Below are 23,170 nucleotides of genomic sequence, written 5' to 3' on the forward strand. Positions count from 1 at the left end.
GCACTTGAAATCCGAATCTAAGGCCGTCTGAAAACTTTCAGACGGCCTTTAATCATTACAATTTAGTATAAGATAAGAATGAGTGGCAGGTTTCTGATTAGAAGGTAAGAGAAAGAAAAGTGTAATGTAATATTTTTAAGAAGAGTAGATATGAAAAAAGACACCGTTAGCTGGTGTCTTTAGTATCTGGCAGAGAGGAAGGGATTCGAACCCTCGATACGCTATTCACGTATACACGCTTTCCAGGCGTGCGACTTAAACCACTCATCCACCTCTCTGTGGACTATTATCCTGAGTTGTTATTCAGAATAATATGAAAACTTGACTGATTGATTTATCAGTGGTGCCCAGGAGAAGACTCGAACTTCCACACCCGTGAGGATACTAGCACCTGAAGCTAGCGCGTCTACCAATTCCGCCACCTGGGCAATTTAAATTTTCTTAAGCAAAGAAGCACCAAATTATTTGGTGCCCAGGAGAAGACTCGAACTTCCACGCCCGTGAGGACACTAGCACCTGAAGCTAGCGCGTCTACCAATTCCGCCACCTGGGCTTTGCTTTATTCTTCAATTTAAGGTAGAGTTGACTACCTGAACTGCGAAGAAGCAGCTATTATATATTTTAAAAAAAGAATGTCAACTATCAAAATGAACAAAAATACTAAATCTTTAAATTTACGAGAAAAAGACCCGTACTTGGAGCGGGAGAAACAACGTTACGCTCATCCGCTGCCCAGCCGTGAATGGGTTATTGAATTATTGGAACAAAAAGGTGTGCCGACAAAAATCGAAGCTTTGGCACATGAATTGTCGATTACAGAAGATGAATATGAATTCTTTGAGCGCCGTCTGAAAGCGATGGCACGCGATGGTCAGGTGTTAATCAATCGACGTGGCGCGGTGTGTGCGGCAGAAAAATTGGCATTGGTTAAATGCCGTGTCGAGGCGCATAAAGACGGCTTTGGTTTTGCCGTGCCGCTAACGCCGACAGGCGAGGGCGATTTTGTTTTGTATGAGCGTCAGATGCGCGGCGTGATGCACGGGGATATTGTTACCGTTCGTCCTGCCGGTGTCGACCGCAGAGGCCGTCGTGAAGGTACGGTTTTGGATGTGGTGGAGCGTGCGCAGTCTAAAGTGGTCGGCCGTTTTTATATGGATCGCGGCGTGGCTATTTTGGAAGCGGAAGACAAGCGTTTGAGCCAAAGTATCGTGTTGGAACCTGAAAGCGTGGCGCAATTTAAACCGCAATCCGGCCAAGTGATTGTGGCTGAAATTGAGACGTATCCTGAAGCACATCGTCCTGCTGTGGCTAAGCTGATTGAAGTGTTGGGTAATTATGCCGACAGCGGTATGGAAATCGAAATCGCTGTACGCAAGCACCATTTGCCTCATCAATTCAGCGAAGCATGTGTCAAAGCTGCGAAGAAAATTCCCGATCATGTGCGTAAAACCGACTTGAAAGGACGCGTAGACTTACGCGATTTGCCTCTGGTAACTATTGACGGCGAAACTGCACGGGACTTTGACGATGCGGTTTTTGCTGAAAAAGTCGGCCGCAATTACCGTTTGGTGGTGGCGATTGCCGATGTCAGCCATTATGTCCGTCCTGATGACGGAATTGATGTAGATGCTCAAGAACGCAGTACCAGCGTGTATTTTCCACGCCGTGTGATTCCGATGTTGCCGGAGAAGTTGTCCAACGGTATCTGCTCGCTCAATCCTGATGTTGAACGCCTGTGTATGGTGTGCGATATGGTGATTACCTATGCCGGCAATATCAAGGAATACCGTTTCTATCCGGCAGTAATGCGTTCTCATGCGCGACTGACTTACAATCAAGTTTGGGATTGGATTTCAGACGGCCGGGATCATCCGTTTAAGCAGCAAATCGATACTCTGTATCAGTTATTTAAAATCTTGCAGAAAAAACGTTTCGAGCGTGGCGCGGTTGAGTTTGAGAGCGTTGAGACTCAGATGATTTTCGACGACAACGGTAAAATCGACAAGATCGTTCCCGTTGTCCGCAATGATGCGCACAAATTGATTGAAGAATGTATGTTGGCGGCGAATGTTTGCGCAGCAGAATTTTTGCTGAAGAACAAACATACGGCTTTATTCCGCAATCACTTGGGTCCGACTCCCGAAAAACTGGCCACTTTACGCGAGCAGCTTGGTTTGCTGGGGCTGAGTTTGGGTGGCGGCGATAATCCGACGCCGAAAGACTATGCTGCGCTTGCCGAGCAATTTAAAAACCGTCCGGACGCGGAGTTGTTGCAAGTGATGATGTTGCGTTCTATGCAGCAGGCGGTTTATGAGCCGCATTGCGACGGTCACTTTGGTCTGGCTTATAGTGCATATGCACACTTTACTTCGCCTATCCGCCGTTATCCGGATTTAACGGTACATCGTGCCATTAAGGCTGTGTTGAACGGACAAACTTACCAGCCCAATAAAACCTGGGAGGCTTTGGGCGTGCATACCTCTTTCTGCGAACGCCGAGCCGATGATGCCAGCCGCGATGTGGAAAACTGGCTGAAAACTTATTATATGCGCGACAAAGTCGGCGAAGTCTTCAGTGGCAAGATTTCGGGTATGACCAGCTTCGGTATTTTTGTAACCTTGGACGACATTCATATCGACGGCTTGGTACACATCAGCGATTTGGGAGAAGATTATTTCAACTTCCGTCCTGAAATTATGGCGATTGAAGGCGAACGTAGCGGTGTCCGTTTCAACATGGGCGATACGGTTACTGTAAAAGTCGCACGTGCCGATTTGGATACCAGCAAGATTGATTTGACCTTAATCAGCGGCGGTTCAGTCGGTAAGAAACGCGGCAGTAGAAAAGCAAAACCTGTAAGCAAGCCAATAGCTGCTGACAAACCTGTAGAGAAACGTAAGCGTAAACTTTCAGCTAAAGAAATTGATGAAGCGTTGGCTGCTCCCGTGAAAGCAAAGAAGAGCAAGGTGAAAAGTAAACCTGCCTCCAAGCCCGCTAAGCCAAGCAAACCTAAAGCTGCAAGCAAGAAAAAAGTGCAGGCGAAAACAGCTTCCGTCAAAGCCGGAGGTAAAAATAATGCTCAAGGCAAAAGCGTGAAGATTAAAGTGAAGAAAGCTGCTAAGAAATAAGCGGCATTCAATTCAGGCCGTCTGAAAATTTTCAGACGGCCTGAATTTGTGATTTTATAAATAAAACCAAGGATAAATAAGATGATAAAACTATACGGTATTCCCAATTGCGATACGGTTAAAAAAGCGCGCAGTTGGTTGGCAGAAAACGGCATCGAGTTTGAGTTTGTAGATTTTAAGAAAAACGCCCCAACTGCCGAATTGCTTGATGGCTGGCTGGAGCAGGCAGCTTTGGAAATTTTGCTCAATAAAAGAGGCACGACTTGGCGCAAGTTGGATAAAGATGCGCAAGAATCTGCCGCAACAAAAGAAGGTGCGATTGCTTTGATGATGGAAAATCCCAGCATCATCAAGCGGCCTGTATTGGTCAAAGAAGGACAGGTTCATGTCGGATTTTCAGTAGAAGCGTATCAGGAAATTTTCGGATAAGGCATTTTTAGGTTTTTAGGCCGTCTGAAAAAGCAAGCCTCGAAAAAATACGTTACAATACGCGCTTTGAGCCTGTTTTCAGGATTTTAAGATTTTTGCGGCAGCATTTTCCGGCTGCCGCGCCAAACTTTTCTTTCGGATAAATATGTTCCATATTGTTGAAAAATATAAAACACCCGCCCAGATTGTTTTAGGTGTCATCGGTCTGACCTTTATCGGATTCGGTGCCAATAACTTGTCTTCGCCGGGTTCTGATTACATTGTCAAAGTCGGGGATGAGAAGGTCAGCGAGCATGCTTTACAGATTGCGATACAAAATGAGCAAGCTGCCGGCAATACTGCGCCTTCGCGTGATGCGATATTCCAATCTTTATTGCAAAGAGCTTATCTGAAGCAGGGTGCCAAGCTGATGGGCATCGCTGTATCTCAGGAACAAATCAAACAAGTTATCGTGGATGATCCGAATTTCCATGATGCTTCCGGAAAATTCAGTCAGGATTTGCTCAAGAAGTATTTGGATCAGCGCAAAATGACAGAGGATCAGTTTGTTGAAGATATCCGCGAACAGTTTCAGTTGCAAAATCTGTTGAATTTGGTGCAAAACGGTGCGTTGGTCAGCGATGCGCAAGCGCGTCAGTTGATTAACCTGACCCAAGCCACCCGTACCATCCGTTCATTTACGTTCAGCCCTGAAGCATTTGCGGCACAAGTAAAAGTAGATGATGCGGCTTTGCAAAAGTATTATGAAGCGCATAAGAAAGATTACTTGATTCCTCAAGCCGTTAAGCTGGAATATGTGGCTTTGAACATCAAAGATTTGGCTGACAAGCAAACCGTCAGTGCGGAAGAAGTACAAAAAGCTTACGAAAGTAAAAGCGTAGATTTGTCGCCAAGAGCCGAAATTGCGCATATTTTCATTCCTGTTATGCCTAACGGAGATGAAGCAAGCAATGCGGAAATTAAAGCAGAAGTGGACAAAATGGCTGCAGAGCTCAAAGCGCACCCAGATGCCTTTGCCGAGCTGGCGGCCAAGTACTCCAAAGATTTGTCTAGCAGCAATAAAGGCGGCAATTTGGGCTACCTGAGCAAAAGCGGCGGCAGTGGCTTTGGACCTGAATTCGATAAAGCGGCATTTGCATTGGGCAAAGGCGAAGTGAGCAATACCGTTAAATCATCTTTGGGTTATCACATTATCAAAGTTTTGAATGTCGAAGCTGAGCCGACTTTGGAACAAGCCAAAGCGCGTATCGAAGCAGCCTTGAAACTGAAAAAAGCAGCTTCTGCCTTTAATGCCGCTAAAGAAAAATTGGGTGAAGATGCCTTCAATGATCCATCTTCTTTGGCAAAAGCAGCCGCCAATTCAGGTTTGAAAGTAGAAAACTTGGATGAATGGGTAACCAAAGCGGGTGCGAAAGAAGCCGGTTTGCCTGAAGCGTTGATTAATGCAGCGTTTAGTGATGATGTACTGAAGAAAAAACACAATTCTGAAGTCATTGCCATCAACAACGAAACCGTTTGGGTTATTCGTGCGAAAGAAGTGCGCGAAGAGAAAATTGCACCATTTGCAGAAGTCAAAGATACTGTCCGTGCAGCATATCTGCGTTCTGAAGCCGCCAAACTGGCAGAGAAGAAAGCCCAAGAAACTTTGGCGGCGTTGAAAGCTGGTAAAGCTGCCGACGTTCAATGGTCGCCTGTTTCGCAATTGAGCGCGCAAGATGCGCGTAGAACCATGTCTCCGGAGGCTTATGCGGCTTTGCTGAAAGCGCGCCCTGTCGGCGGTAAACCTGCGTACGCATTGTTGGAAGGTATGCCTGCACCGGTGATTATGGAAGTTCAGAGTGTTTCTGCTCCTGAAAATGCCGATTCACAGATTCCGGCTGCCAAACAGGCTTTGGTTCAGCAGCTTTCTGCCAATGTGTTCGATAATTTACTCCAGTATTTGGGTAAGAAAATCGATCGTACGCAAGGTGCACAGCAAGTTAATAATGCTGCCGAATAAGCAGAGTATTTGAGTAGGGCAGCCGGATAAATTCCGGCTGTTTTCTTATTTTTAGCTATCTTTTAAAAGGCCGTCTGAAATCATGAGTAAAAACCCTGATGCCTTTGTCCGCTTGATTAATGCCTTAAAAATCCTACCCAATGTCGGCCCGAAATCCGCTCAACGTATGGCTTACCAGCTTTTACAGTATAAACGCGAAGAAGCGCAGGAGTTGGTGGATGCTTTGCAATTTGCCTTGAAACAGGTGCAACATTGTCGGATGTGTAATACCTTTTGCGAAGGCGATTTGTGTGAAATTTGCGCGGATGAAAAACGCGAGAAAAGCCGCTTGATGATTGTGCATATGCCGGCGGATGTCTCCAGTATGGAGGCGGCTAATTGCCATGATGGCCTGTATTTTGTTTTGATGGGGCAAGTCAGTCCGGCGCAGGGCATGGATATTTCGGCAGTGGCATTAGATAAGCTGGTTGCCCGTTTGCAGGCGAGTGATATTGAGGAAATTATCATTGCAACCAACTTCACAGCCGAAGGCGATGCGACAGCGTATGTATTGGCGGAATTGTTTAAAAATCTTCCTTATAAAGTCAGCCGATTGGCGAGGGGAATCCCTTTGGGCGGCGAGATGGAATATGTGGATGCCGGTACGTTGGCTCAGGCTGTTTACGATAGAAGAAATATCCAATCTTAAATGCCAATACAAAAAGGCCGTCTGAAAGTCTTTCAGACGGCCTTTTCATTGATTAAATCAGATTATTTGCAGCTGACGCCTTGAATTTGAGGCGTATCGCCGTTGCCGACTTTAAATGCGCATTTGGTTGCACTGCTGCCGGATACGGTAACAACACCGTTTCCGCTGTTGAGGCTGACAGGTTCTTTTACGCCCATGCCGACAGCAGTGGCTGCCAGTTTTTGAACATCGGCGTCGGAGTAAGCGGTATTGTTTGAACTGATTTTGATTTCTTTGGCAGCATGTGCATTGAAGCTGAATGACAAACCTACAGCTACGGATACGAGGGCCAAGAATTTTTTGCTGTTCATTAGTGTATTTCCTTTTTGATGGTGACAAAGTGTGTCACAGCTTCAGAATAAGGGCGATTGGCCGATTGCGCAAGTTTTTCGGCGGAATTTACGGGAAGATACATGGTTTTACACACGCTTTATTCCTGAATGCTACATCAGTCGGGCAATCGGACGACCTGTCGGTTTTACGGTACAATAAGTCATTTTTGACAAACGAATGAGGCATTTTTGAATGGCTTCTTTAGAAACTTGGATAGGCCTGCGCTATTTACGTGCGAAAAAACGCAATGGCTTTATGTCATTTATTACCATTATTTCAATCGTAGGTATCGCCTTGGGTGTAACGGCGCTGATTGTGGTGTTATCTGTAATGAACGGATTTCAGAAAGAGATACGCGGTCAATTGTTGAACGTCGCACCTCATGCAGAAATCGGCTATTACGATGTCGGCAGTGCGCCGAGTTGGCAGAATTTACGCGAATTTGTAAAAGGCAAAAAAGAAGTATTGGCCAGCGCACCTTATGTTTCCGATCAGGCTTTGCTTGCTAATGCCGGGGAAGTACGCGGTGTGCAGATACGCGGTATTTTGCCGTCTGAAGAAAAAAATGTCGTTGATTACGGCAAGGATATGCCGGCCGGCAGTTTTGACGATTTGAAGCCGGGTGAATTTGATATTATTTTGGGTCAAGGGCTTGCTGAGGCATTGGGCACGGAGATTGGCGGCAAGGTTACAGTGATTACGCCAGAGGGTAACGTTACCCCTGCCGGCGTGGTACCGCGCTTGAAGCAGTTTAATGTGGTCGGTGTGGTAAAAACAGGTGTTTATGAAGTCGATAATACATTGGCCATGACGCATATCAAGGATGCACAAGTCTTGTATCGGCTGGGAGAAAATGTCGGTGGGCTGCGTTTGCGATTGGCTGATCCTCAGAATGCACCCTCTTTCATTGCCAAGTTGATTCCTGATGCTAAAAAAGATGAGGTATGGGTGCGCGACTGGACGTTTAACAACCGCAGCTATTTTGAAGCCGTTGAGTTGGAAAAACGCATGATGTTCATCATTTTGACACTGATTATCGCGGTTGCTGCGTTTAACCTCGTCTCTTCCTTAGTAATGGCGGTAACGGAAAAACAAGCCGATATTGCGATTTTGCGCACTTTGGGTTTGTCCCCGGGCGGCGTCATGAAGATTTTCTTGGTGCAGGGGGCATTTGCGGGGTTCTTCGGTACGCTTGTGGGCGTGGTATGCGGTGTATTGCTGGGTTGGAATGTCGGCAAAATTGTCGCGTTTTTTGAAGACCTGTTTGGCGTGCATTTGATTAACTCTCAAGTTTATTTCATCGATTACCTACCTAGCGATGTGAATTTGAAGGATGTTGCCGTTATTGCCTGTATTTCGCTTGGCTTAGCATTTATTGCCACACTGTATCCGAGCTGGCGTGCAGCAAAAACCCAACCTGCGGAGGCTTTGCGTTATGAGTAAGACAATTTTGAAATGTACCGGCGTTGGCAAAAGCTATAATGACGGCGCATTGAATGTACAAGTGTTGAATCATTTAGATTTTGAAGTTGCCGAAGCGGAAAGCGTGAGTATCATCGGTTCGTCAGGCAGTGGTAAATCTACGTTGCTGCATCTTCTTGGCGGTTTGGATATGCCGTCTGAAGGCAAGGTAATACTGATGGATCAGAATTTGGGCGGTTTAAGCCAAAAACAGTTGGGCGAATTACGCAACCGTTATTTGGGCTTTGTGTATCAGTTCCACCATCTATTGCCTGAGTTTTCTGCTTTGGAAAATGTCATGATGCCGCTTTTAATCGGCAAAATGCCCAAAGCGATGGCTGAGGAGAAGGCTGTTAAGATGCTGAAAAAGGTTGGCTTGGATAAGCGTATGCTGCACCGTCCGAGCGAACTTTCCGGCGGCGAGCGTCAGCGTGCGGCGATTGCCCGTGCTTTGGTTAATGAGCCGAAATGCTTATTGGCAGATGAGCCGACGGGGAACCTTGACCGTAAAAATGCGCAAAATGTGCTGGACATGATGCTGGATTTGAAACGCGAATTGAACACCAGCCTGATTGTAGTGACCCATGATGACGAGCTGGCTGAGCGTTTTGACCGGGTAATGACCATGAAAGACGGTAGCCTGCAAGTGCTGCAATAAGGTTATTATTTCAGGCAAATATTTTATGCTTTGAACGGTATAATAGAGGCCGTCTGAAAAATAGGTTTTCATTTATGGAAACGCTGTTTTTCAGACGGCCTTTCTTTTTTCCGTATCAATTAAGCCTGAGCCATGAATCCGACCGACTCTATCCTTTCCTCTGCCGCAGATGCGGCTATAGCGTTTTTCCGCCGCCACGAAGTACAGGGCGCATCCGTTATTGAGCCTTATGTGGTTCGACTGTTTGCAGCCTTGCAAAACGGACATTCGTTTATTTACTTGGATAAAGCGGATGTCGATGCCTTAAGCAACTTGCCGAATTTGGTAGGTAATGCGGATAAACCGCTTATCCTGCAAGGCTGGAAATTGTTTTTGGGGCGGATGTGGCAGTTGGAGCATGATTTGGCTGTTGAAATCAAACGGTTGGCCAGTGCCGAGGCGGAAGAAGTGAATTTCATGGCGGCTTCAAAAAGCCTGAGCGACTGGTTTGATACTAAAGACAGTAAAGAGCAACGGGATGCTGCGGCTTTGGCTTTGCTGCAAAACTTTATGCTGATTACCGGCGGGCCGGGTACGGGTAAGACGACGACCGTAGCAAAGCTTTTGGGTCTGATTTGCAATAACAGTACGAAGCTGCCACGTATCGCTTTGGCGGCACCAACGGGTAAAGCGGCTGCGCATATGGCACGGGCTTTGCAGCGTGCTTTGGACGGTTTTGATTTGTCTCCGAGCATTAAAGCGCATTTGGAAAATTTGGAAGGGCAGACCGTCCATCGATTGTTGAAACTGCGTCCGCCGAAAATGCGCCCTGCGTTCAATCATGAATATCCGCTTGCTTTGGATGTTTTGGTGGTGGATGAGGCTTCGATGTTGGATTTGCCGCTGGTGTTGGATTTGTTGCGCGCCGTGCCGACCGGTTGTCGTTTGGTGTTGCTTGGCGATGAAAACCAGTTACCATCGGTTGGTTTGGGAGCCGTATTGGCGGCATTGTCGCGTCCGACGGCTTTGGATAAAGCAACCGCTGAAAAGCTGGAAGTGTACCTGCCTAATCATGGCTTTGAAATTAAAGAGCAGCCACAGGCTTTATCGCAAAACAATGCCAAATTGACGTTCAGCCACCGTTTTGGTGCAGACAGCGGTATCGGCTGTTTGGCAAGGGCGGTGGTGTCCGGGGAAAAGCAAACTGCGGTCGAACAGTTTGACAAATTCCCCAAAGAATTGGAAATGAAATCAGGTTGTCTGAAAGAGCAGGTCGCCTTACTGTATCAAAAGCAACAGGATTATTGGCAGACTGTAGCAGAGAATAATGTTGCACTCGCCTATGGTCATGCGGCCGATGTGGTGGTATTGGCGGCTTGGCGGCAGGATGCGGATAATTTGAATCAGGCTTATCAAGAATACTTGCAACGACAAGGCAAGGCCTCGGGCGAAACGCCTTGGTTTGCCGGACAAATCATCATGATTACGCACAATGATTACATGCTGGAAGTGTTTAACGGCGACATCGGGCTGATTATGAAAGATGAAGAATCGTTGAATGGCTTGTCCGCATATTTTCCTGAGAAAGATGGATTCAAAAAAATTGCCATCAGCCGTTTGCCCGATTTTGAATCGGCTTTTGCCATGACGGTGCATAAGAGCCAAGGTTCGGAATATCGGGAAGTATGGCTGTTGCCCCCGTCAGTGCCTGCAACGACGGAAAGTGAAGAGGAAGCCCGAGGTTTGGATAAGGCTTTGCTTTACACAGCCATTACCCGTGCGCGTGAACGTTTCGTATTTTGGGGAAATGCGGAGGAATTGTGTCAGGCTGTGGGATGCCACCAAAAACGCAGGACGGCATTGGCCGATGCCTTGAAATGGCAGTTTGAACAGCCTGATGAGCAGGCTTCCGTTTGACCTGAATCAAGAGGCCGTCTGAAAGAGGATAAAGCGTTTAAATCTGCTTGACTGATTACACTAATTTACATACGATAAAAATAATTAGTAAATAAAATGAATAATTTATACAAAATTCATAATGTTGTACGCTTTATCGAATACTTCACTTTCAATACCTTCTTTTGGAGAGTCGGCATGAAATCTCAAACCAAACTGATTGCAACCTGTATTTTATTGGCATCAGCGTCTTATTCATTGGCAGAAAATGCTGATGGCGGACGTGATGCGGCGGCTTTGGCTACCACCAACGATTACGTCAATTCCGGCAGTATCATTCGCAAAGATGACGATAAAATCAGCATTTTCAATGATTTGTTGACTGTGAATGGTGGCCTGCGCGTACGTGCGGATACCAAAGACATCAATGCCAACAACAGCAGCATCAATCCTACGCCTGAAGATACCAATGCCAACTTCAATGCGGAGTTTTGGTTACGCGCAAAACTGTATAAAGATTGGAAATTGGTGGCGCAAATCGAGCCGAATATCGATTTGGAAACCGGTAAATTCAACGGCGATCATGATGTGCCGGTTAATAAACTGTATGCCGAAGGCACCTTGTACAACAACATTAAAGCGCGTGTCGGTAAATTTGGCGCGTTCTCTTCATACGGCCGCGTATGGGATGCCGAAGTAACCGGCGGCGAAATCTTCTTCGACAATAAAACCCTGCCGACCAAAATTTATGCAGGCCGCCGTACTGGCAATCTGAACGACAACGCATGGGGCATTGGCGGCCGCCGTAGACATTTTGCCGCGGTGCAAAGCATGTTGCCTGTGAATGAGAATATCAACGTCGGCGCAACCGTCAGCTACATGAAAGACATCGATGTACGCGGTGCGAAGAAAAATGCGGTCTTCGGAGAAATCGGTACGGACATCAAGTTTAATGACGATTGGCATTGGATGGCCGCAGTCAGCAAGTCCAATATCAAGGCCTATAATGATGCCGGACAAAAAATCAAAAATGATGGCGTGTTCACTGAAGTACGCTATAAATTGGCCGACTGGAATGTCCGTAATTCTTACGACGTATTCTTGAACTACCGCCGTGTCGGTTCGTTGTCCGGTGTCTCTTCTGTTGAGGATTACAGCAAAAACGTCCAAGGCGTACAAATCGGTGCGACCTATATTCCTTGGAAAAACTGGAAACTCAAAGGTTTCTATTTGGCCGGCAAACAGGTTACGCCTACCGTCGGCACAGATAAGCAGGACGTAAACGTTATTCGTGGTCAGTTAGAATATAAGTTTTAATCATCACAAATAAAAAACAGGCAGGGTGTCCTGCCTGTTTTTGGTTTTCAGACGGCATGGATATAGGGCCGTCTGAAACAATGGATGAAACACTTTACCAGCTATCGCGCTTCATACGGTCAAGCTGGCGGCGGTCGCGTTTGGTTGGGCGTCCGTCCGGATAAGCAGCACTGATGCGGCTCGCTTGGTCAAGTTGTTTTTGAGCTTCGCGTTCGGCAGCCGTTTTCATGTCTTCTTCGTAGAGTAAACGCGCTTCCGGTGCCGGGCGGCGTTGATGATTGAGTGCGGCAACTTTGAATTTGTAGGGAAGGGAGTTCAAAGTCATGTCGATGGTGTCGCCGGCGGAAATATTTTTGCTGTTTTTCACCTTCGAGCCGTTTACCAAAACCCTGCCCAGCTCAATATGTTTTTGTGCCAGCGCGCGGGTCTTGAAAAAGCGCGCGGCCCACAGCCATTTGTCCAAGCGCATGGACGAATTGTCATGATCGTTTTTCATAGCCTGTTTGAAATGATTGAACTGGATTGAAGTTTATCATAAGATACGGCACTTCATGCGTTTAGTGCAGCTATACTATTTCTTTGTTAAAGGCCGTCTGAAAGATTTTTTATTGCAAAAGATGGCAGTTTCCCTTTGAGAAATGCTGTCAAATACGTCTGATTAGCGTATCATGTCAGCAACCGTTACCGAGAGCTTTGTTTTATGAAACCCGTTTTTTTGGACTTCGAACAACCCATCGCCGAATTAACCAACAAAATTGACGAGTTGCGATTCGTACAAGACGAATCTGCCGTCGATATTTCCGACGAGATTGCCAGACTGCAAAAGAAAAGCAACGAGTTGACCAAGTCGATTTTCAGCAAGCTGACTCCGGCTCAAATTTCACAAGTGTCCCGCCATCCGCAACGTCCTTATACTTTGGACTATATCAACGGTATTTTTACCGATTTTGAGGAGTTGCACGGCGACCGCCATTATTCTGACGATCATGCCATTGTCGGCGGTTTGGCACGTTTCAACGGCCAAAGTGTGATGGTTATCGGTCATCAGAAAGGCCGCGATACCAAAGAAAAAATCCGCCGTAATTTCGGTATGCCGCGTCCTGAGGGTTACCGTAAAGCACTGCGCTTGATGAAGACTGCCGAAAAATTCAATATTCCGGTCATGACCTTTGTTGATACCCCGGGCGCGTATCCGGGCATCGGCGCGGAAGAACGCGGTCAGTCTGAAGCTATCGGCCGTAATTTGTACGAACTGACCCGCCTGCATGTGCCGGTATTGTGCACCATCATTGGCGAAGGCGGTTCGGGTGGGGCGTTGGCAGTGGCTGTCGGCGACTACGTCAATATGCTGCAATACTCGACTTATTCGGTGATTTCTCCTGAAGGTTGCGCCTCTATTCTTTGGAAAACTGCTGAAAAAGCAGCAGATGCCGCGCAAGCATTGGGTATTACCGCCAAACGCCTGCAAGAATTGGATGTCATCGATAAAGTGATTGATGAGCCTTTGGGCGGCGCACACCGTGATTTTGAAACCACGATGAAAAACGTTAAAACCGTTTTGGAACAGCAATTAAGCGAAGCGCAAAGCATGACCATGCCTGACTTGCTTTCTCGCCGTTTTGACCGCATCATGGCTTACGGTAAATTTACCGATAAATAAGTTTGACTACTGAAAAAGCAAGCAGAAGCCGCTGCTTGCTTTTTTTGTATTCTATTTTTGAGTAATTCACAATTTCAGGCCGTCTGAAATGTCACAAGTATCCCCTGATTCCCTATTTAAAAATTTTCAAACAGCTTTTCCTGATTTGCCGAGCCATACTGTTGTTGAGGTTGGCTTGAGTGGCGGATTGGATTCTGTTGTCCTGCTGCATCTTTTGCACCGGATGCGCGAATTTCGTCATTTTGATTTGCGTGCCGTCCATGTTCATCATGGTTTAAGTACCAATGCCGACAGTTGGGCAAAATTTTGTCAGGATTATTGTCAGCGTCTGAATGTTGCCTTGCGGGTGTGCCGTGTCAATGTGGAAAAACAAGGAAAAGGTTTGGAAGCAGCGGCCAGGACTGCCCGATATCAGGTATTTTCAGACGGCCTGAAGAAAATTATTGTTTTGGCACATCACCGTAATGATCAAATCGAAACATTTATGTTGTCGGCTGTGCGCGGGGGGGGATTGCGCGGTATGGCGGCCATGCCGGTATGGCGTGATTTGAATGAAGATATTCAAATCTGGCGGCCGCTTTTGGCATTTTCCCGTCAGGAACTGGCTGAGTATGCACAACAATGGGGATTGTCTTTTGTTGAAGACGAAAGTAATGAGGACTCCGGCTATTTACGCAATTGGATGAGAAATCAGGCTTTGCCGCAATGGCAGCAGCGTATTCCGAATTTTGAGCAGCAAATTTGTGCCAATGTTCGATTATTGCAGGAAGATTTGCAGCTTTTAGATGAATTAATTGAGTCTGAATACCAGCGCATTAGTCCAAACGGGATATTAAGCATCAGTCCGTGGCGGCAATGTACGCCGCTTTTGCGTCGTCGGCTGCTTTGGTATTTTTTGCGAAAGCAAACGGAATCATTGCCTTCTTATCACAGCATTGCCGATTTTACCCGAGTATTGGAAACCGCTGATCAGGCGCAGTTGAATTTGCCAGACGGGGAACTAGTCGCATATCGGAATCAGCTGTTTGTTTGTCAGGAAAGTGAGTTTCAAAAACTGCCTTGGTGTAATGGCAGGGAAGTTCGAGGCCGTCTGAAAGATATTTTGCTCGAAAATGGTTTCGTTTTATTACCGTTTAAGGGAGGTTTGTCAGAAGATGAGTTGGAGAAGCCGGCGGTACTCCGAAATGTGGTCAAAGGTGATGTGATTTATTCGGGGGAGAGAGGAAAATCAGTCGAAAAACTATTGCAAGAGTGTCATATTGTGCCACTCGTCCGTAAATATTGGCCGATTGTCTTAAGTATGGGCAACAAGTGCCTTGCTGTTGTTAATCTTCGGGTGGGAAGCGATGTTCAAATAGGGGAAGGCTATCTGCCTGTTCATGAAAAGTTAGCCAAATATATAGCAAAAGACAAAGTGGTTGACTCTAAGTTTAGTAACTATTAGTAATTAAACTACTTTTATTAAGTCCATGTATATCAAGAAATATAGTCAGTGTTAGAGTATCTATACGAATAAACTTTGGCAATTGAGTGTAATCTCGTGGAACTATTTCAAAGCGTTGCTGTCTTTACTGTGCACAGCACGCTTTACTATTTTTGGTTTAAAGCAGTAAAACGATTAAAGGTTGAATATGAACGATCGCCAAATAGATCAAGTTTTGGTGGAGCGCGCACAGAAAGGTGACCATAAGGCATTCGAGATGCTGATGTCCAAGTATCAGCGTCGGCTAAACAGACTGATTTCCCGTTTTATTCAGGATGAGCACGAAGTACACGATGTAACCCAAGAGGCAATGATTAGGGCTTATCGTGCATTGGCAAATTTTCGTGGAGAAAGTGCATTTTATACGTGGCTGTACCGTATCGGTATCAATACGGCAAAGAATTTTCTGACTACTTCGGGTCGCCAGTTTTTTGTCAGCTCGGAAGCAGCCAATGAGGAGGGAGATGTTCTTGATTTAACCGATCAGATTGCGGATTACCATACGCCGGAAGCTGAAATGATGAATCGGGAAATCTTGCAGACCGTCGAAGCAAGCATCGCGCAACTGCCAGACGATATGCGTCAAGCCATTACGCTTAGGGAAATGGATGGCTTGTCTTATGAAGAAATAGCTCGGGTAGTGGATTGTCCGATAGGTACTGTACGTTCGCGTATTTTCAGAGCGCGTGAACTGATTGCAAAAGATTTGCGGCCGCTGTTGGATACTTCTGAAGATCAAAGGTGGTAATAAAAATGAACGACAAAACAAATAAAGCATTGGAGTATGTGTCTGCATTGATGGACGGCGAAGCATTGACTGATGAAATGCTGGATGCCGTATTGGCAGACGAGGAGGCCTTGCGCGCTTGGCATGAGTACCACATTATCGGCGACTGTATCCGTCAGGGTGCGGCGGCGAGTGTTGCAGGTGAAACCATGCAAAGCAAAGCATTTACAGTGCCTCAAGCCGAAGCTGAAGGCAAACAGGAAAAATATGCTCAGCGTGAAGCGGCCAATAGCGGCTTCTTCAAATTCTTCGCAGCCGCTGCCAGCGTGTGTGCGATTGCTGTTGCAGTATGGCAATTTACACCGCAAACTTCTCGTGAGTCTATGCCGGTTGCAGAGAAGCCTAATGTTCAGCCTGCCCAAAATATCATTCCGGTAAGCGGTACGCCTGTTGAAAAAGCAGCTTCCGAACCTGGCGAGACTGTTGTGCCGAATGCGGCAAAAGACGGCAAACTTGAAAATCGTCCGACTGTTCGCACCGAGCAGCAAAATGATCAACAGACTGTTGTACAGTAAAAAATGAAATCATGTAAAACCCTTGCTTCATTGCAAGGGTTTTTTATTTCCGAAGTAAAACCGTCAGGCCGTCTGAAAGCATAGCTTCAACGAAGTCAAAACAGTTATAATGCGCTCCATGAAACTGATTACCTCTGCTCAAAACGAACAGCTCAAACATTTATTCCGTCTGCTGACGCAGGCCAAAGCAAGGCGCGAAAGCGGTGAAACCGTATTGGAAGGCGTACATCTGCTGCAAACTTATTTGCAAAGCGGCGGTACGCCCAAACAGGTGTATCTGCCTGAAAAGAAACAGCAACATCTTGAAATTCAAGAAATTACGGCGCAGTTGGACGAGGGATTGATTACTTGGGTCGGTAACGAAGCACTGTCTAAAATCACCAGTCTGACCGATGCCGATGATGTGATGACTTGGATTGATATTCCGCAGCAGGCAGACTTGCCTTCAGACGGCGATTGCGTGGTATTGGAGCGGGTACAAGACCCCGGCAATGCAGGGACGATTTTGCGCAGTGCGGCGGCAGCCGGAGTCAGGCAAATCGTGTGCAGCAATGATTCCGTGGATATCTGGTCGCCTAAAGTGTTGCGAGCGGGGATGGGCGCGCATTTTCTGCTGTCTATTTTCAGCCGAGTGGAATTATCCGCTTGGATGGAAACGTATCAGCATCAAATTTGGGCAACCGCCTTGGGCGGTCGCAATATCGGTTTGTATGAAATGGACCTCGGTCAACCTTGTGCTTGGGTGTTTGGCAACGAAGGCAGCGGCGTGAGCGAAACGACAAAAGAAAAGGCCGATGCCTGTGTCAAAATTCCCATGTTGGGGCAAACCGAATCCTTGAATGTCGCGATGGCGGCAACGGTTTGTCTGTTTGAACAAATGCGGCAGCGTATCCATGCCCAGGCCGTCTGAAAACAATAATACGATTTTATTTTAAGGAACAAAAATGCAAATACTGACTTTTGATGAAGCGGCACGCAGCCGATTGATGGAATTGTTGGATGCCAAATCTGAAGCCCACAACACCATGCGTTGTGATGAAGTTCAAGGTTTTATGATGGCTTTATTGAGCGGTCCGGATGCTTTGAATCCAACCAACTGGCTGCCTGAGATTTTAGGTGAGGAATCTTTGTTTGATGCAAAAGAGCGCACTGAAATCGAACGTTTGGTCATGGCAATGGCCGCCGATATGCGCATGAAGCTCAATGAAAAAATTCTGCCTGATTTGTGGTTTTATGAAGATGAAGCCGGCAATCCGGATTTCTACACTTGGTGTAACGCCTATCTTTACGCACTGGATATTGTGCCTACCGATTGGTTTGAAGCAGTCGATCAGGAAGAATTTGAAGATTTGTTCTATCCGATTATGGCTTTGGGCGGTATCTATGACGATGAGGAAAACGGCGAAGTCATCTTGCATCTGAATGAAAAAGAGCTGACCCAGCTGGAATCTGACTTGCCGCATGTCCTGCTTGATATTTACTGGTACTGGCAGGCCATCATCAATAAACCGCAAACCGTACGCCGTGAAGGCGAAAAAGTAGGTCGCAACGATCCTTGTCCGTGTGGCAACGGTAAAAAATACAAAGCCTGCTGCGGTAAATAAACCATGAAATAAAAAGGCCGTCTGAATGCTTGAAATTCAGACGGCCTTTAATGTTTTTTGTTTAGAAGAATGAGGCTAACCAAACAAACAGGATAGTCAGTGCAATAGTTAATGCGCAGCCGATTTTAGCTACGGTACCGATGATGAAGCCGATAAACGTACCGATACCGACTTTGCCTGCCTGCCATGTGTCTTTGCGTGCGATAAATTCGCCGATGGCCGCGCCGGTCAACGGGCCGAGCAACAAGCCGGGAATGGAGAAGAATGCGCCGACGATGCCGCCGATAAATGCACCCCAAACCGCGGTTTTACTTGCGCCGGTATATTTTGCACCCAACGCACCCGCCACATAGTCCATCGCAGTACCGAATACGGCAACGATGGCCAAAAAGGTCAGCGTACCCGAGCCAAACACTTGATAATCGCCGGCATAACCCAACAACCATGCGCCGCCAAACATCAAACCCAATCCGGGTAAGGCAGGGTAAATCGTTCCCAAAATACCGACAACAATGGCGATCAAGCCGAGAACTATGAGAACAGCAGTCATGAGGTTCCTTTTGAATTTAAGAGTGTAATAACGGCAGTATTATGGGCACTTTTTGTTATATTTTTTGAGAGATTGTGCAATAAAATGAAAAATTATCCGGAGGAGCATTCAATTAAAATTGATGGGTAAATATCTGAACTCATTATTGTGAATCACGCTGTGGATAATTAAATAAATTTTTATTCAAATATAAAAGCAGGCCTACCAATATAGCTAAGTACACTGCAACCCAATACGCATCCGTATAACCAATAGCCTTGGCCAGCCGCAGGGCGGAGAAACCGGCCGCGTAACTGCCGAGCAGAACCACGGAGAATTGCAGGCTGCTGTCGAGTGCGGCGGTGGCGCGGTCGGATTTGTCCATTACCAATGCCAGTATTACCGGCAGCAGCAGCGTGTAGCTTAGGCTCAGGGCAATGATTTGCACGGGCGGCAGCCAAGAGTGGACGCGGGCGAGCACGTCGATGGCGGTCATGGACGCCAAAAGCGGCAGTTGCAACGTGTAGAGCAGGAACACGAGTTTGCGGCGTGGATAATTGCGCGAAAACCAGCCCGATAACGGCGTCACAATCAGACAGGCAACAGGAATACCCACCGCTAGAATTCCACCCGTCTGTTTTGGAGTGAAGCCCAAATCCGCCAGCTTGGGCACAAAAGTCGCCGCCGCAAACGCATACGGCGCGGCAACGGCAAACAGCAAAACCAGCCACCGCCAGCCCGTTTCAGGCTGCCGCCAAAAGGAGACCAGCCGCGCCGCCAACGCGATCAAACCGCCTTGTGCCGTCGGGCTTTCCGGCTCGCGGTAGCACAAGAGTTGCAGTAACATCAGCAGGCTGAACGCCAGCATAAAGCCCGCCGCCGCCGTCTGCCCGTATTCCTGATACAGCCACAACACCAGCGCGCCGCCGATCATCTTGCCGCCGCGCGCCGCCATCGTCTGGATCACACCGCCGAAACCGCGTTCGCGGTGCGGCAAGACGATGCATGACAAGCCCAGCATCGCGCAGCCGTACACCGCCGACATGGCCGAGAGCAAAACGCAGCAGGCCAGAAGCAGCGGGAAATTCCGTGTCATGTCGGTGCAGGCCATCAGCCCGAACACCGCCGAAAGCCCCAGCGTCGCCGCCAGCAGCCAGCCGCGAAACCGTCCGAACCGCCCCGCCGGCCGCCGCTCCATCAGCGCGGCAAACAACACCTTCGCCGCTTCGATGCCGCCGATTAAATGTATCCAGCTCAGTTGGTTCAGGCTGTAACCGTGGTTTTTCAAAATAGCGACCAGCGCGACCAGATAAAAACCGGTCAGCGTGAATTTGTAGGTGCTGCCACCGATAAGCAGCAGCCAGTCGCGCGGGGCAGGGGATGTCGGGGTTTGTTGGGACATGGATGACTCCCTATTGCGAGTGTACGGGAATGATGTGGGTGCGGTAGGTCGTCTGAAAAACGTTTCAGACGACCTACGGCTCTGTTCTACATTTTCAAGCAGTTTTTCAGACGACTTTCGGGGGCTGTCTGAAATGGAAAAAAGCAGCCCCTTTTTATTCTTTCATCACCCGAAACGTCAGATTAATCCGCGGCTCTTGGATGCGGGTGCTTTTCAGGATGGTGTGCAGCCAGTGTTTCTGCGTTTCGCCATGCATCAAAATGAGCTGGCCGTGTTCCAGCCACATTTCGCGTTTTTCCTTGCTTTCTTTGTGTTTGAAGGCAAATTTGCGCGTTGCGCCGAGGCTGAGGGAGGCGATGGCACTGTCTTTGGCTAGACCTTGTCCTTCGTCGCTGTGCCACGCCATGCCTTCGTTGCCGTTGTTGTAGCGGTTGAGCAGGCAGGAGTTGAAGCGGGTGGGGCAGATGTCGGTGATGGCGGCTTCCACGCGGTTTTTGAGTTCGGGCAAGACGCCGTCCCACGGCAGGGCGATGCGGTTTGCGCCGGAATAACCGTAGTTGTAGGACGTGTCGCCGTACCACGCAACTTCGCGGTCAGTGATGATGTGCTTGCCGAATATCACGGCTTCGTCGTGCCGCCAGGGAATATCACGCTGCAAAATTTCAAAATAACGGTCGGCTTCGGCGATGGTGAAAATCCGTCCGAAATTGCTGACGATGCCGTCGTAGGGCAGGAGGTTGGCGTGCGGGTTGGCGGTTTCTGGGAAGAGGTCAAGCGTCATCAGCGTCTCCCAATTCGTGCGCCAATATCGCCATTTTGCGCCCGCGTTGCCAGCGGTAGCCGCCGATGATGCCGATGGTTTTCATGTTTTCTCCTTGATGGTCGTCTGAAAAGTGCGGTTTATCTTAACATTGCTTTGTTTTTCAGACGACGTTTTTTGACAGGCGCACTCTACATTTATCTTTATATCCGTTTGCCCGTTTGATTATTAACTCATAGTAAACATATCTATTCAAAAATGATTATTCATTTCTTATCTGAATACAGTTATAATACCGACCATTGAAAACCCACAGGAGAACAATCATGAAAAAAATGCCTGTTTTGTTTGTCGGTCATGGCAATCCGATGAATGCATTGGACAAAAATAGTCCGTTTAACCAAAACTTCCGCCAAACGACGCAAACCTTTGAAAAACCCAAAGCCATTTTGATGATTTCGGCGCATTGGTACAGCAGCCGTTTGCAGGTTACGTCAGGCGAAAGTCCGCCGATGATTTACGATTTCCACGGCTTTCCCGAAGAACTCAGCCAAGTGCAATATCCCGCGCAAGGTTCGCCCGAATTGGCGGAAAAAGTGCGGTCATTATTGGCGCCGGAATCGGTGGAGATGAACCCGACGCGCGGTTTCGACCACGGCGCGTGGACGGTGTTGAAATATCTGTATCCCGATGCCGATGTGCCTGTGGTGCAGTTGAGCATTAACCGCTTGCAGCCTGCCAAGTGGCATTTTGAGCTGGCGAAAAAACTTGCCCCGCTGCGTGATGAAGGCGTGCTGATTATCGGCAGCGGCAACATCGTGCATAATTTGCGCGCGATCAGTTGGGAACACATCAATCAAATCGGGGCGGGCTACGATTGGGCGTTTGCCTTCCGTAATGAAATCAACCAAGCCATTGACGCGCAAAACGATGATTTGCTGGTGCATTACGGGCAATTGGGCGAAAATGCCGAACTTGCCGTGCCGACGCCCGACCATTATCTGCCGCTGCTTTATGTGATGGCATTGCGTGAGCCGAATGATAAGGTCGCATTTTTCAACGACGAATTGATGGCAGGATCGTTAAGCATGACTTCGGTTTTAATCGGGTAAGGTGTGCCTTTCTGCCCGCCAAAATTTAAGGTCGTCTGAAAACGGTGGGCAAGAATGCCCGCCTACTAAAATAGGAAGCAAAATGAACGCCAAACTTTATTTTGAATCGGAAAAATTAGTGCTGCAATTCGGCGGACAAACCATTGACATTCTGCTTTCCGTTGCAAAGCTGCAAGCCCGATTCACGCCCTATCCGCCAAGCGAAATGGCGTGGGAAGAAGCCATTATGCAGGTGGAAGATTTGATTTCGCCTTACCGCGACGTTTTAAAAGATTATCGTGTGATTGAACTTTATCACGCCGAACCGTTGCAAATATTGGCGGATGAAAATCGGCAGATTTCTACCGAGATTTTTGAAACGGCATTCGCTGTATTAGCAGGCTACCGCCCAACCCACGATTTGCCAAAACTTGCCCATCATGCGGTATCGGCAGCGTTTGTATTGGTGATGCGCGAATGGATGCACCATTTGGGCTTTGAGGCGGCGGCGATTGCCGATTAATCAAAAGTTTCCTGCTTGTTTGTCAGCAGGTTTACGGCACGCAACCAACGTGCTATCTTTACACGCTTTTTGCTTCGGCAATTAGCTGTTTTTACTATCATTTTAAGAGGAATTTTTATGTCTAATGCAAAAATCGTGAGCGATTATTTAGATGTTGTTTTCAACCAAAAAGACGTGGCAAAAGCCGAAACCTACTGGGCGGGCGATATGATCCAACATAACCCAAGTATGCCCAACGGTTTGGACGTATTGCGCGGGTTTATCCAATCGCCGGATGCACAAGCGATGAGCTATGAACAAGGCATCATTATGGAAGACGGCGATTATGTGATGGTTCACGGCCGCTACAACAACTGGGGCGGTAAAACTATGCTTGCCGTCGATATTTTCCGCTTGGAAAACGGCAAAGTAGTGGAACATTGGGACGTGATGCAGGAAGAAGTGCCTGCGGATAAAGCTGTAAACGGCAACGCGATGTTCCCTGTGAAATAATTGTTTGACAACGAAATTTTAACGAAGAAGGAGCCTATCATGGCAAATAAATTTCCCCCCGTCGGCAAAATCTACCAAGCAAAATTCGGCGAGCTGGCTTACCACCTGAATTTTGACGCAGACGGCAAAACCATGACCTTTACCAGCATCGGCACGGCAAAACCCGTTGCCGAACCCGAGGTCAAAGTAAACTACACCGCAACCGAAGTCGCCGACATGGTGTTTATGGTTACCTGGACAGAGCCTGACGGCTCGACCGTAACCCACGTCGAAGATTTCAACAACGCCGTCGTTTACACCAACATCACTTTGCCCGACCATACGTTCCTGAATTACAAAGGCACGTTTACCGAAGTGAAATAATCGATATGCCGTCTGAACGTCTGTTTCAGACGGT

The 23,170-nt window shown here is 47.6% G+C and carries 23 protein-coding genes and 3 tRNA genes; 18 read left to right on the forward strand and 8 right to left on the reverse strand.

The genetic code is table 11. The annotated features are described in order from the left end of the window. Positions 1-187: 187 nt before the first annotated feature. The 3 genes from HMPREF2700_RS07085 to HMPREF2700_RS07095 all read right to left on the reverse strand — a co-directional run bounded on the left by HMPREF2700_RS07085 (position 188) and on the right by HMPREF2700_RS07095 (position 553). A tRNA-Ser gene (locus HMPREF2700_RS07085) sits at positions 188-278 on the reverse strand. A gap of 63 nt (positions 279-341) precedes the next feature. Beyond that, positions 342-428, reverse strand: a tRNA-Leu gene (locus tag HMPREF2700_RS07090). Between the two features lie 38 nt (positions 429-466). Then, positions 467-553, reverse strand: a tRNA-Leu gene (locus HMPREF2700_RS07095). A gap of 94 nt (positions 554-647) precedes the next feature. Between HMPREF2700_RS07095 and rnr the strand changes: the two genes are divergently transcribed. From rnr to recR, 4 genes are all read left to right on the forward strand, one after another. Beyond that, positions 648-3,128, forward strand: a complete 2,481-nt coding sequence (rnr, locus tag HMPREF2700_RS07100; RefSeq protein ID WP_141745834.1) for a ribonuclease R — start codon at positions 648-650, stop codon at positions 3,126-3,128. Between the two features lie 81 nt (positions 3,129-3,209). Further along, on the forward strand, positions 3,210-3,557 hold the full coding sequence (locus HMPREF2700_RS07105) for an ArsC family reductase (protein ID WP_070591212.1): 348 nt from the start codon (positions 3,210-3,212) through the stop codon (positions 3,555-3,557). A 145-nt stretch (positions 3,558-3,702) separates the two neighbouring features. Next, positions 3,703-5,556 (forward strand): SurA N-terminal domain-containing protein, encoded by a 1,854-nt coding sequence (locus HMPREF2700_RS07110; protein WP_070591214.1) that lies wholly within the window; start codon positions 3,703-3,705, stop codon positions 5,554-5,556. 82 nt (positions 5,557-5,638) lie between these two features. Further along, entirely contained in the window at positions 5,639-6,244 is a 606-nt protein-coding gene (gene recR, locus HMPREF2700_RS07115) for a recombination mediator RecR (RefSeq protein WP_049329607.1), read from the forward strand. A gap of 62 nt (positions 6,245-6,306) precedes the next feature. Here the strand turns inward: recR and HMPREF2700_RS07120 are convergent, their stop codons facing one another. After that, a complete protein-coding gene (locus HMPREF2700_RS07120; protein ID WP_070591216.1) occupies positions 6,307-6,594 on the reverse strand; it encodes a hypothetical protein in 288 nt (95 codons plus the stop codon). A gap of 214 nt (positions 6,595-6,808) precedes the next feature. On the opposite strand from HMPREF2700_RS07120, the gene HMPREF2700_RS07125 reads away from it, so the two are divergent. The 4 genes from HMPREF2700_RS07125 to HMPREF2700_RS07140 all read left to right on the forward strand — a co-directional run bounded on the left by HMPREF2700_RS07125 (position 6,809) and on the right by HMPREF2700_RS07140 (position 11,927). Continuing rightward, a complete protein-coding gene (locus tag HMPREF2700_RS07125; RefSeq protein ID WP_070591217.1) occupies positions 6,809-8,059 on the forward strand; it encodes a lipoprotein-releasing ABC transporter permease subunit in 1,251 nt (416 codons plus the stop codon). Then, positions 8,052-8,735, forward strand: coding sequence for a lipoprotein-releasing ABC transporter ATP-binding protein LolD (gene lolD / locus HMPREF2700_RS07130; protein WP_070591218.1), 684 nt, complete (start codon positions 8,052-8,054; stop codon positions 8,733-8,735). Before HMPREF2700_RS07125 ends, lolD begins: the two co-directional genes overlap by 8 nt. Positions 8,736-8,867: 132 nt before the next feature. Next, positions 8,868-10,631: an exodeoxyribonuclease V subunit alpha gene (gene recD, locus HMPREF2700_RS07135; protein WP_070591220.1), complete on the forward strand. Its 1,764-nt coding sequence runs from the start codon at positions 8,868-8,870 to the stop codon at positions 10,629-10,631. Between the two features lie 96 nt (positions 10,632-10,727). Continuing rightward, on the forward strand, positions 10,728-11,927 hold the full coding sequence (locus HMPREF2700_RS07140; RefSeq protein WP_070591222.1) for a hypothetical protein: 1,200 nt from the start codon (positions 10,728-10,730) through the stop codon (positions 11,925-11,927). Between the two features lie 94 nt (positions 11,928-12,021). Here HMPREF2700_RS07140 and HMPREF2700_RS07145 read toward each other — a convergent pair whose 3' ends face one another. Continuing rightward, positions 12,022-12,423, reverse strand: coding sequence for an RNA-binding S4 domain-containing protein (locus HMPREF2700_RS07145; RefSeq protein ID WP_003679090.1), 402 nt, complete (start codon positions 12,421-12,423; stop codon positions 12,022-12,024). 204 nt (positions 12,424-12,627) lie between these two features. On the opposite strand from HMPREF2700_RS07145, the gene HMPREF2700_RS07150 reads away from it, so the two are divergent. The 6 genes from HMPREF2700_RS07150 to HMPREF2700_RS07175 all read left to right on the forward strand — a co-directional run bounded on the left by HMPREF2700_RS07150 (position 12,628) and on the right by HMPREF2700_RS07175 (position 17,976). Further along, positions 12,628-13,587: an acetyl-CoA carboxylase carboxyltransferase subunit alpha gene (locus HMPREF2700_RS07150; RefSeq protein ID WP_070591224.1), complete on the forward strand. Its 960-nt coding sequence runs from the start codon at positions 12,628-12,630 to the stop codon at positions 13,585-13,587. A gap of 88 nt (positions 13,588-13,675) precedes the next feature. Continuing rightward, positions 13,676-15,031: a tRNA lysidine(34) synthetase TilS gene (gene tilS, locus HMPREF2700_RS07155; RefSeq protein WP_070591225.1), complete on the forward strand. Its 1,356-nt coding sequence runs from the start codon at positions 13,676-13,678 to the stop codon at positions 15,029-15,031. Between the two features lie 187 nt (positions 15,032-15,218). After that, a complete protein-coding gene (rpoE, locus tag HMPREF2700_RS07160; RefSeq protein ID WP_036493687.1) occupies positions 15,219-15,818 on the forward strand; it encodes an RNA polymerase sigma factor RpoE in 600 nt (199 codons plus the stop codon). A 5-nt stretch (positions 15,819-15,823) separates the two neighbouring features. Further along, complete coding sequence (locus tag HMPREF2700_RS07165) at positions 15,824-16,372, forward strand: sigma-E factor negative regulatory protein (RefSeq protein ID WP_070591227.1); 549 nt, start codon at positions 15,824-15,826, stop codon at positions 16,370-16,372. Positions 16,373-16,490: 118 nt separating this feature from the next. After that, a complete protein-coding gene (locus tag HMPREF2700_RS07170; protein WP_070591315.1) occupies positions 16,491-17,282 on the forward strand; it encodes a TrmH family RNA methyltransferase in 792 nt (263 codons plus the stop codon). 34 nt (positions 17,283-17,316) lie between these two features. Beyond that, on the forward strand, positions 17,317-17,976 hold the full coding sequence (locus tag HMPREF2700_RS07175; protein WP_070591228.1) for a YecA family protein: 660 nt from the start codon (positions 17,317-17,319) through the stop codon (positions 17,974-17,976). A gap of 61 nt (positions 17,977-18,037) precedes the next feature. Here HMPREF2700_RS07175 and HMPREF2700_RS07180 read toward each other — a convergent pair whose 3' ends face one another. The 3 genes from HMPREF2700_RS07180 to HMPREF2700_RS07190 all read right to left on the reverse strand — a co-directional run bounded on the left by HMPREF2700_RS07180 (position 18,038) and on the right by HMPREF2700_RS07190 (position 20,688). Then, complete coding sequence (locus HMPREF2700_RS07180; protein ID WP_063075298.1) at positions 18,038-18,526, reverse strand: DUF456 domain-containing protein; 489 nt, start codon at positions 18,524-18,526, stop codon at positions 18,038-18,040. A 142-nt stretch (positions 18,527-18,668) separates the two neighbouring features. Beyond that, positions 18,669-19,907, reverse strand: a complete 1,239-nt coding sequence (locus tag HMPREF2700_RS07185) for an MFS transporter (RefSeq protein WP_070591230.1) — start codon at positions 19,905-19,907, stop codon at positions 18,669-18,671. A 154-nt stretch (positions 19,908-20,061) separates the two neighbouring features. Further along, positions 20,062-20,688, reverse strand: coding sequence for an alpha-ketoglutarate-dependent dioxygenase AlkB family protein (locus tag HMPREF2700_RS07190; RefSeq protein ID WP_070591232.1), 627 nt, complete (start codon positions 20,686-20,688; stop codon positions 20,062-20,064). Between the two features lie 305 nt (positions 20,689-20,993). Here HMPREF2700_RS07190 and ygiD point away from each other — a divergent pair, with 305 nt between their 5' ends. From ygiD to HMPREF2700_RS07210, 4 genes are all read left to right on the forward strand, one after another. Beyond that, the gene (gene ygiD, locus HMPREF2700_RS07195) at positions 20,994-21,779 is read left to right on the forward strand and encodes a 4,5-DOPA-extradiol-dioxygenase (protein ID WP_070591233.1); all 786 of its coding nucleotides are present in this window, start codon (positions 20,994-20,996) and stop codon (positions 21,777-21,779) included. A gap of 82 nt (positions 21,780-21,861) precedes the next feature. Further along, complete coding sequence (locus HMPREF2700_RS07200; RefSeq protein WP_070591235.1) at positions 21,862-22,281, forward strand: hypothetical protein; 420 nt, start codon at positions 21,862-21,864, stop codon at positions 22,279-22,281. Between the two features lie 117 nt (positions 22,282-22,398). Next, positions 22,399-22,773, forward strand: a complete 375-nt coding sequence (locus tag HMPREF2700_RS07205) for a nuclear transport factor 2 family protein (RefSeq protein WP_003710199.1) — start codon at positions 22,399-22,401, stop codon at positions 22,771-22,773. A 39-nt stretch (positions 22,774-22,812) separates the two neighbouring features. Then, on the forward strand, positions 22,813-23,136 hold the full coding sequence (locus tag HMPREF2700_RS07210) for a MoaF-related domain-containing protein (protein ID WP_070591236.1): 324 nt from the start codon (positions 22,813-22,815) through the stop codon (positions 23,134-23,136). The last annotated feature ends 34 nt before the right edge of the window (positions 23,137-23,170 follow it).

Origin of the sequence: Neisseria sp. HMSC068C04, from assembly GCF_001810105.1 — a bacterium.
GTDB lineage: Bacteria > Pseudomonadota > Gammaproteobacteria > Burkholderiales > Neisseriaceae > Neisseria > Neisseria flavescens_B.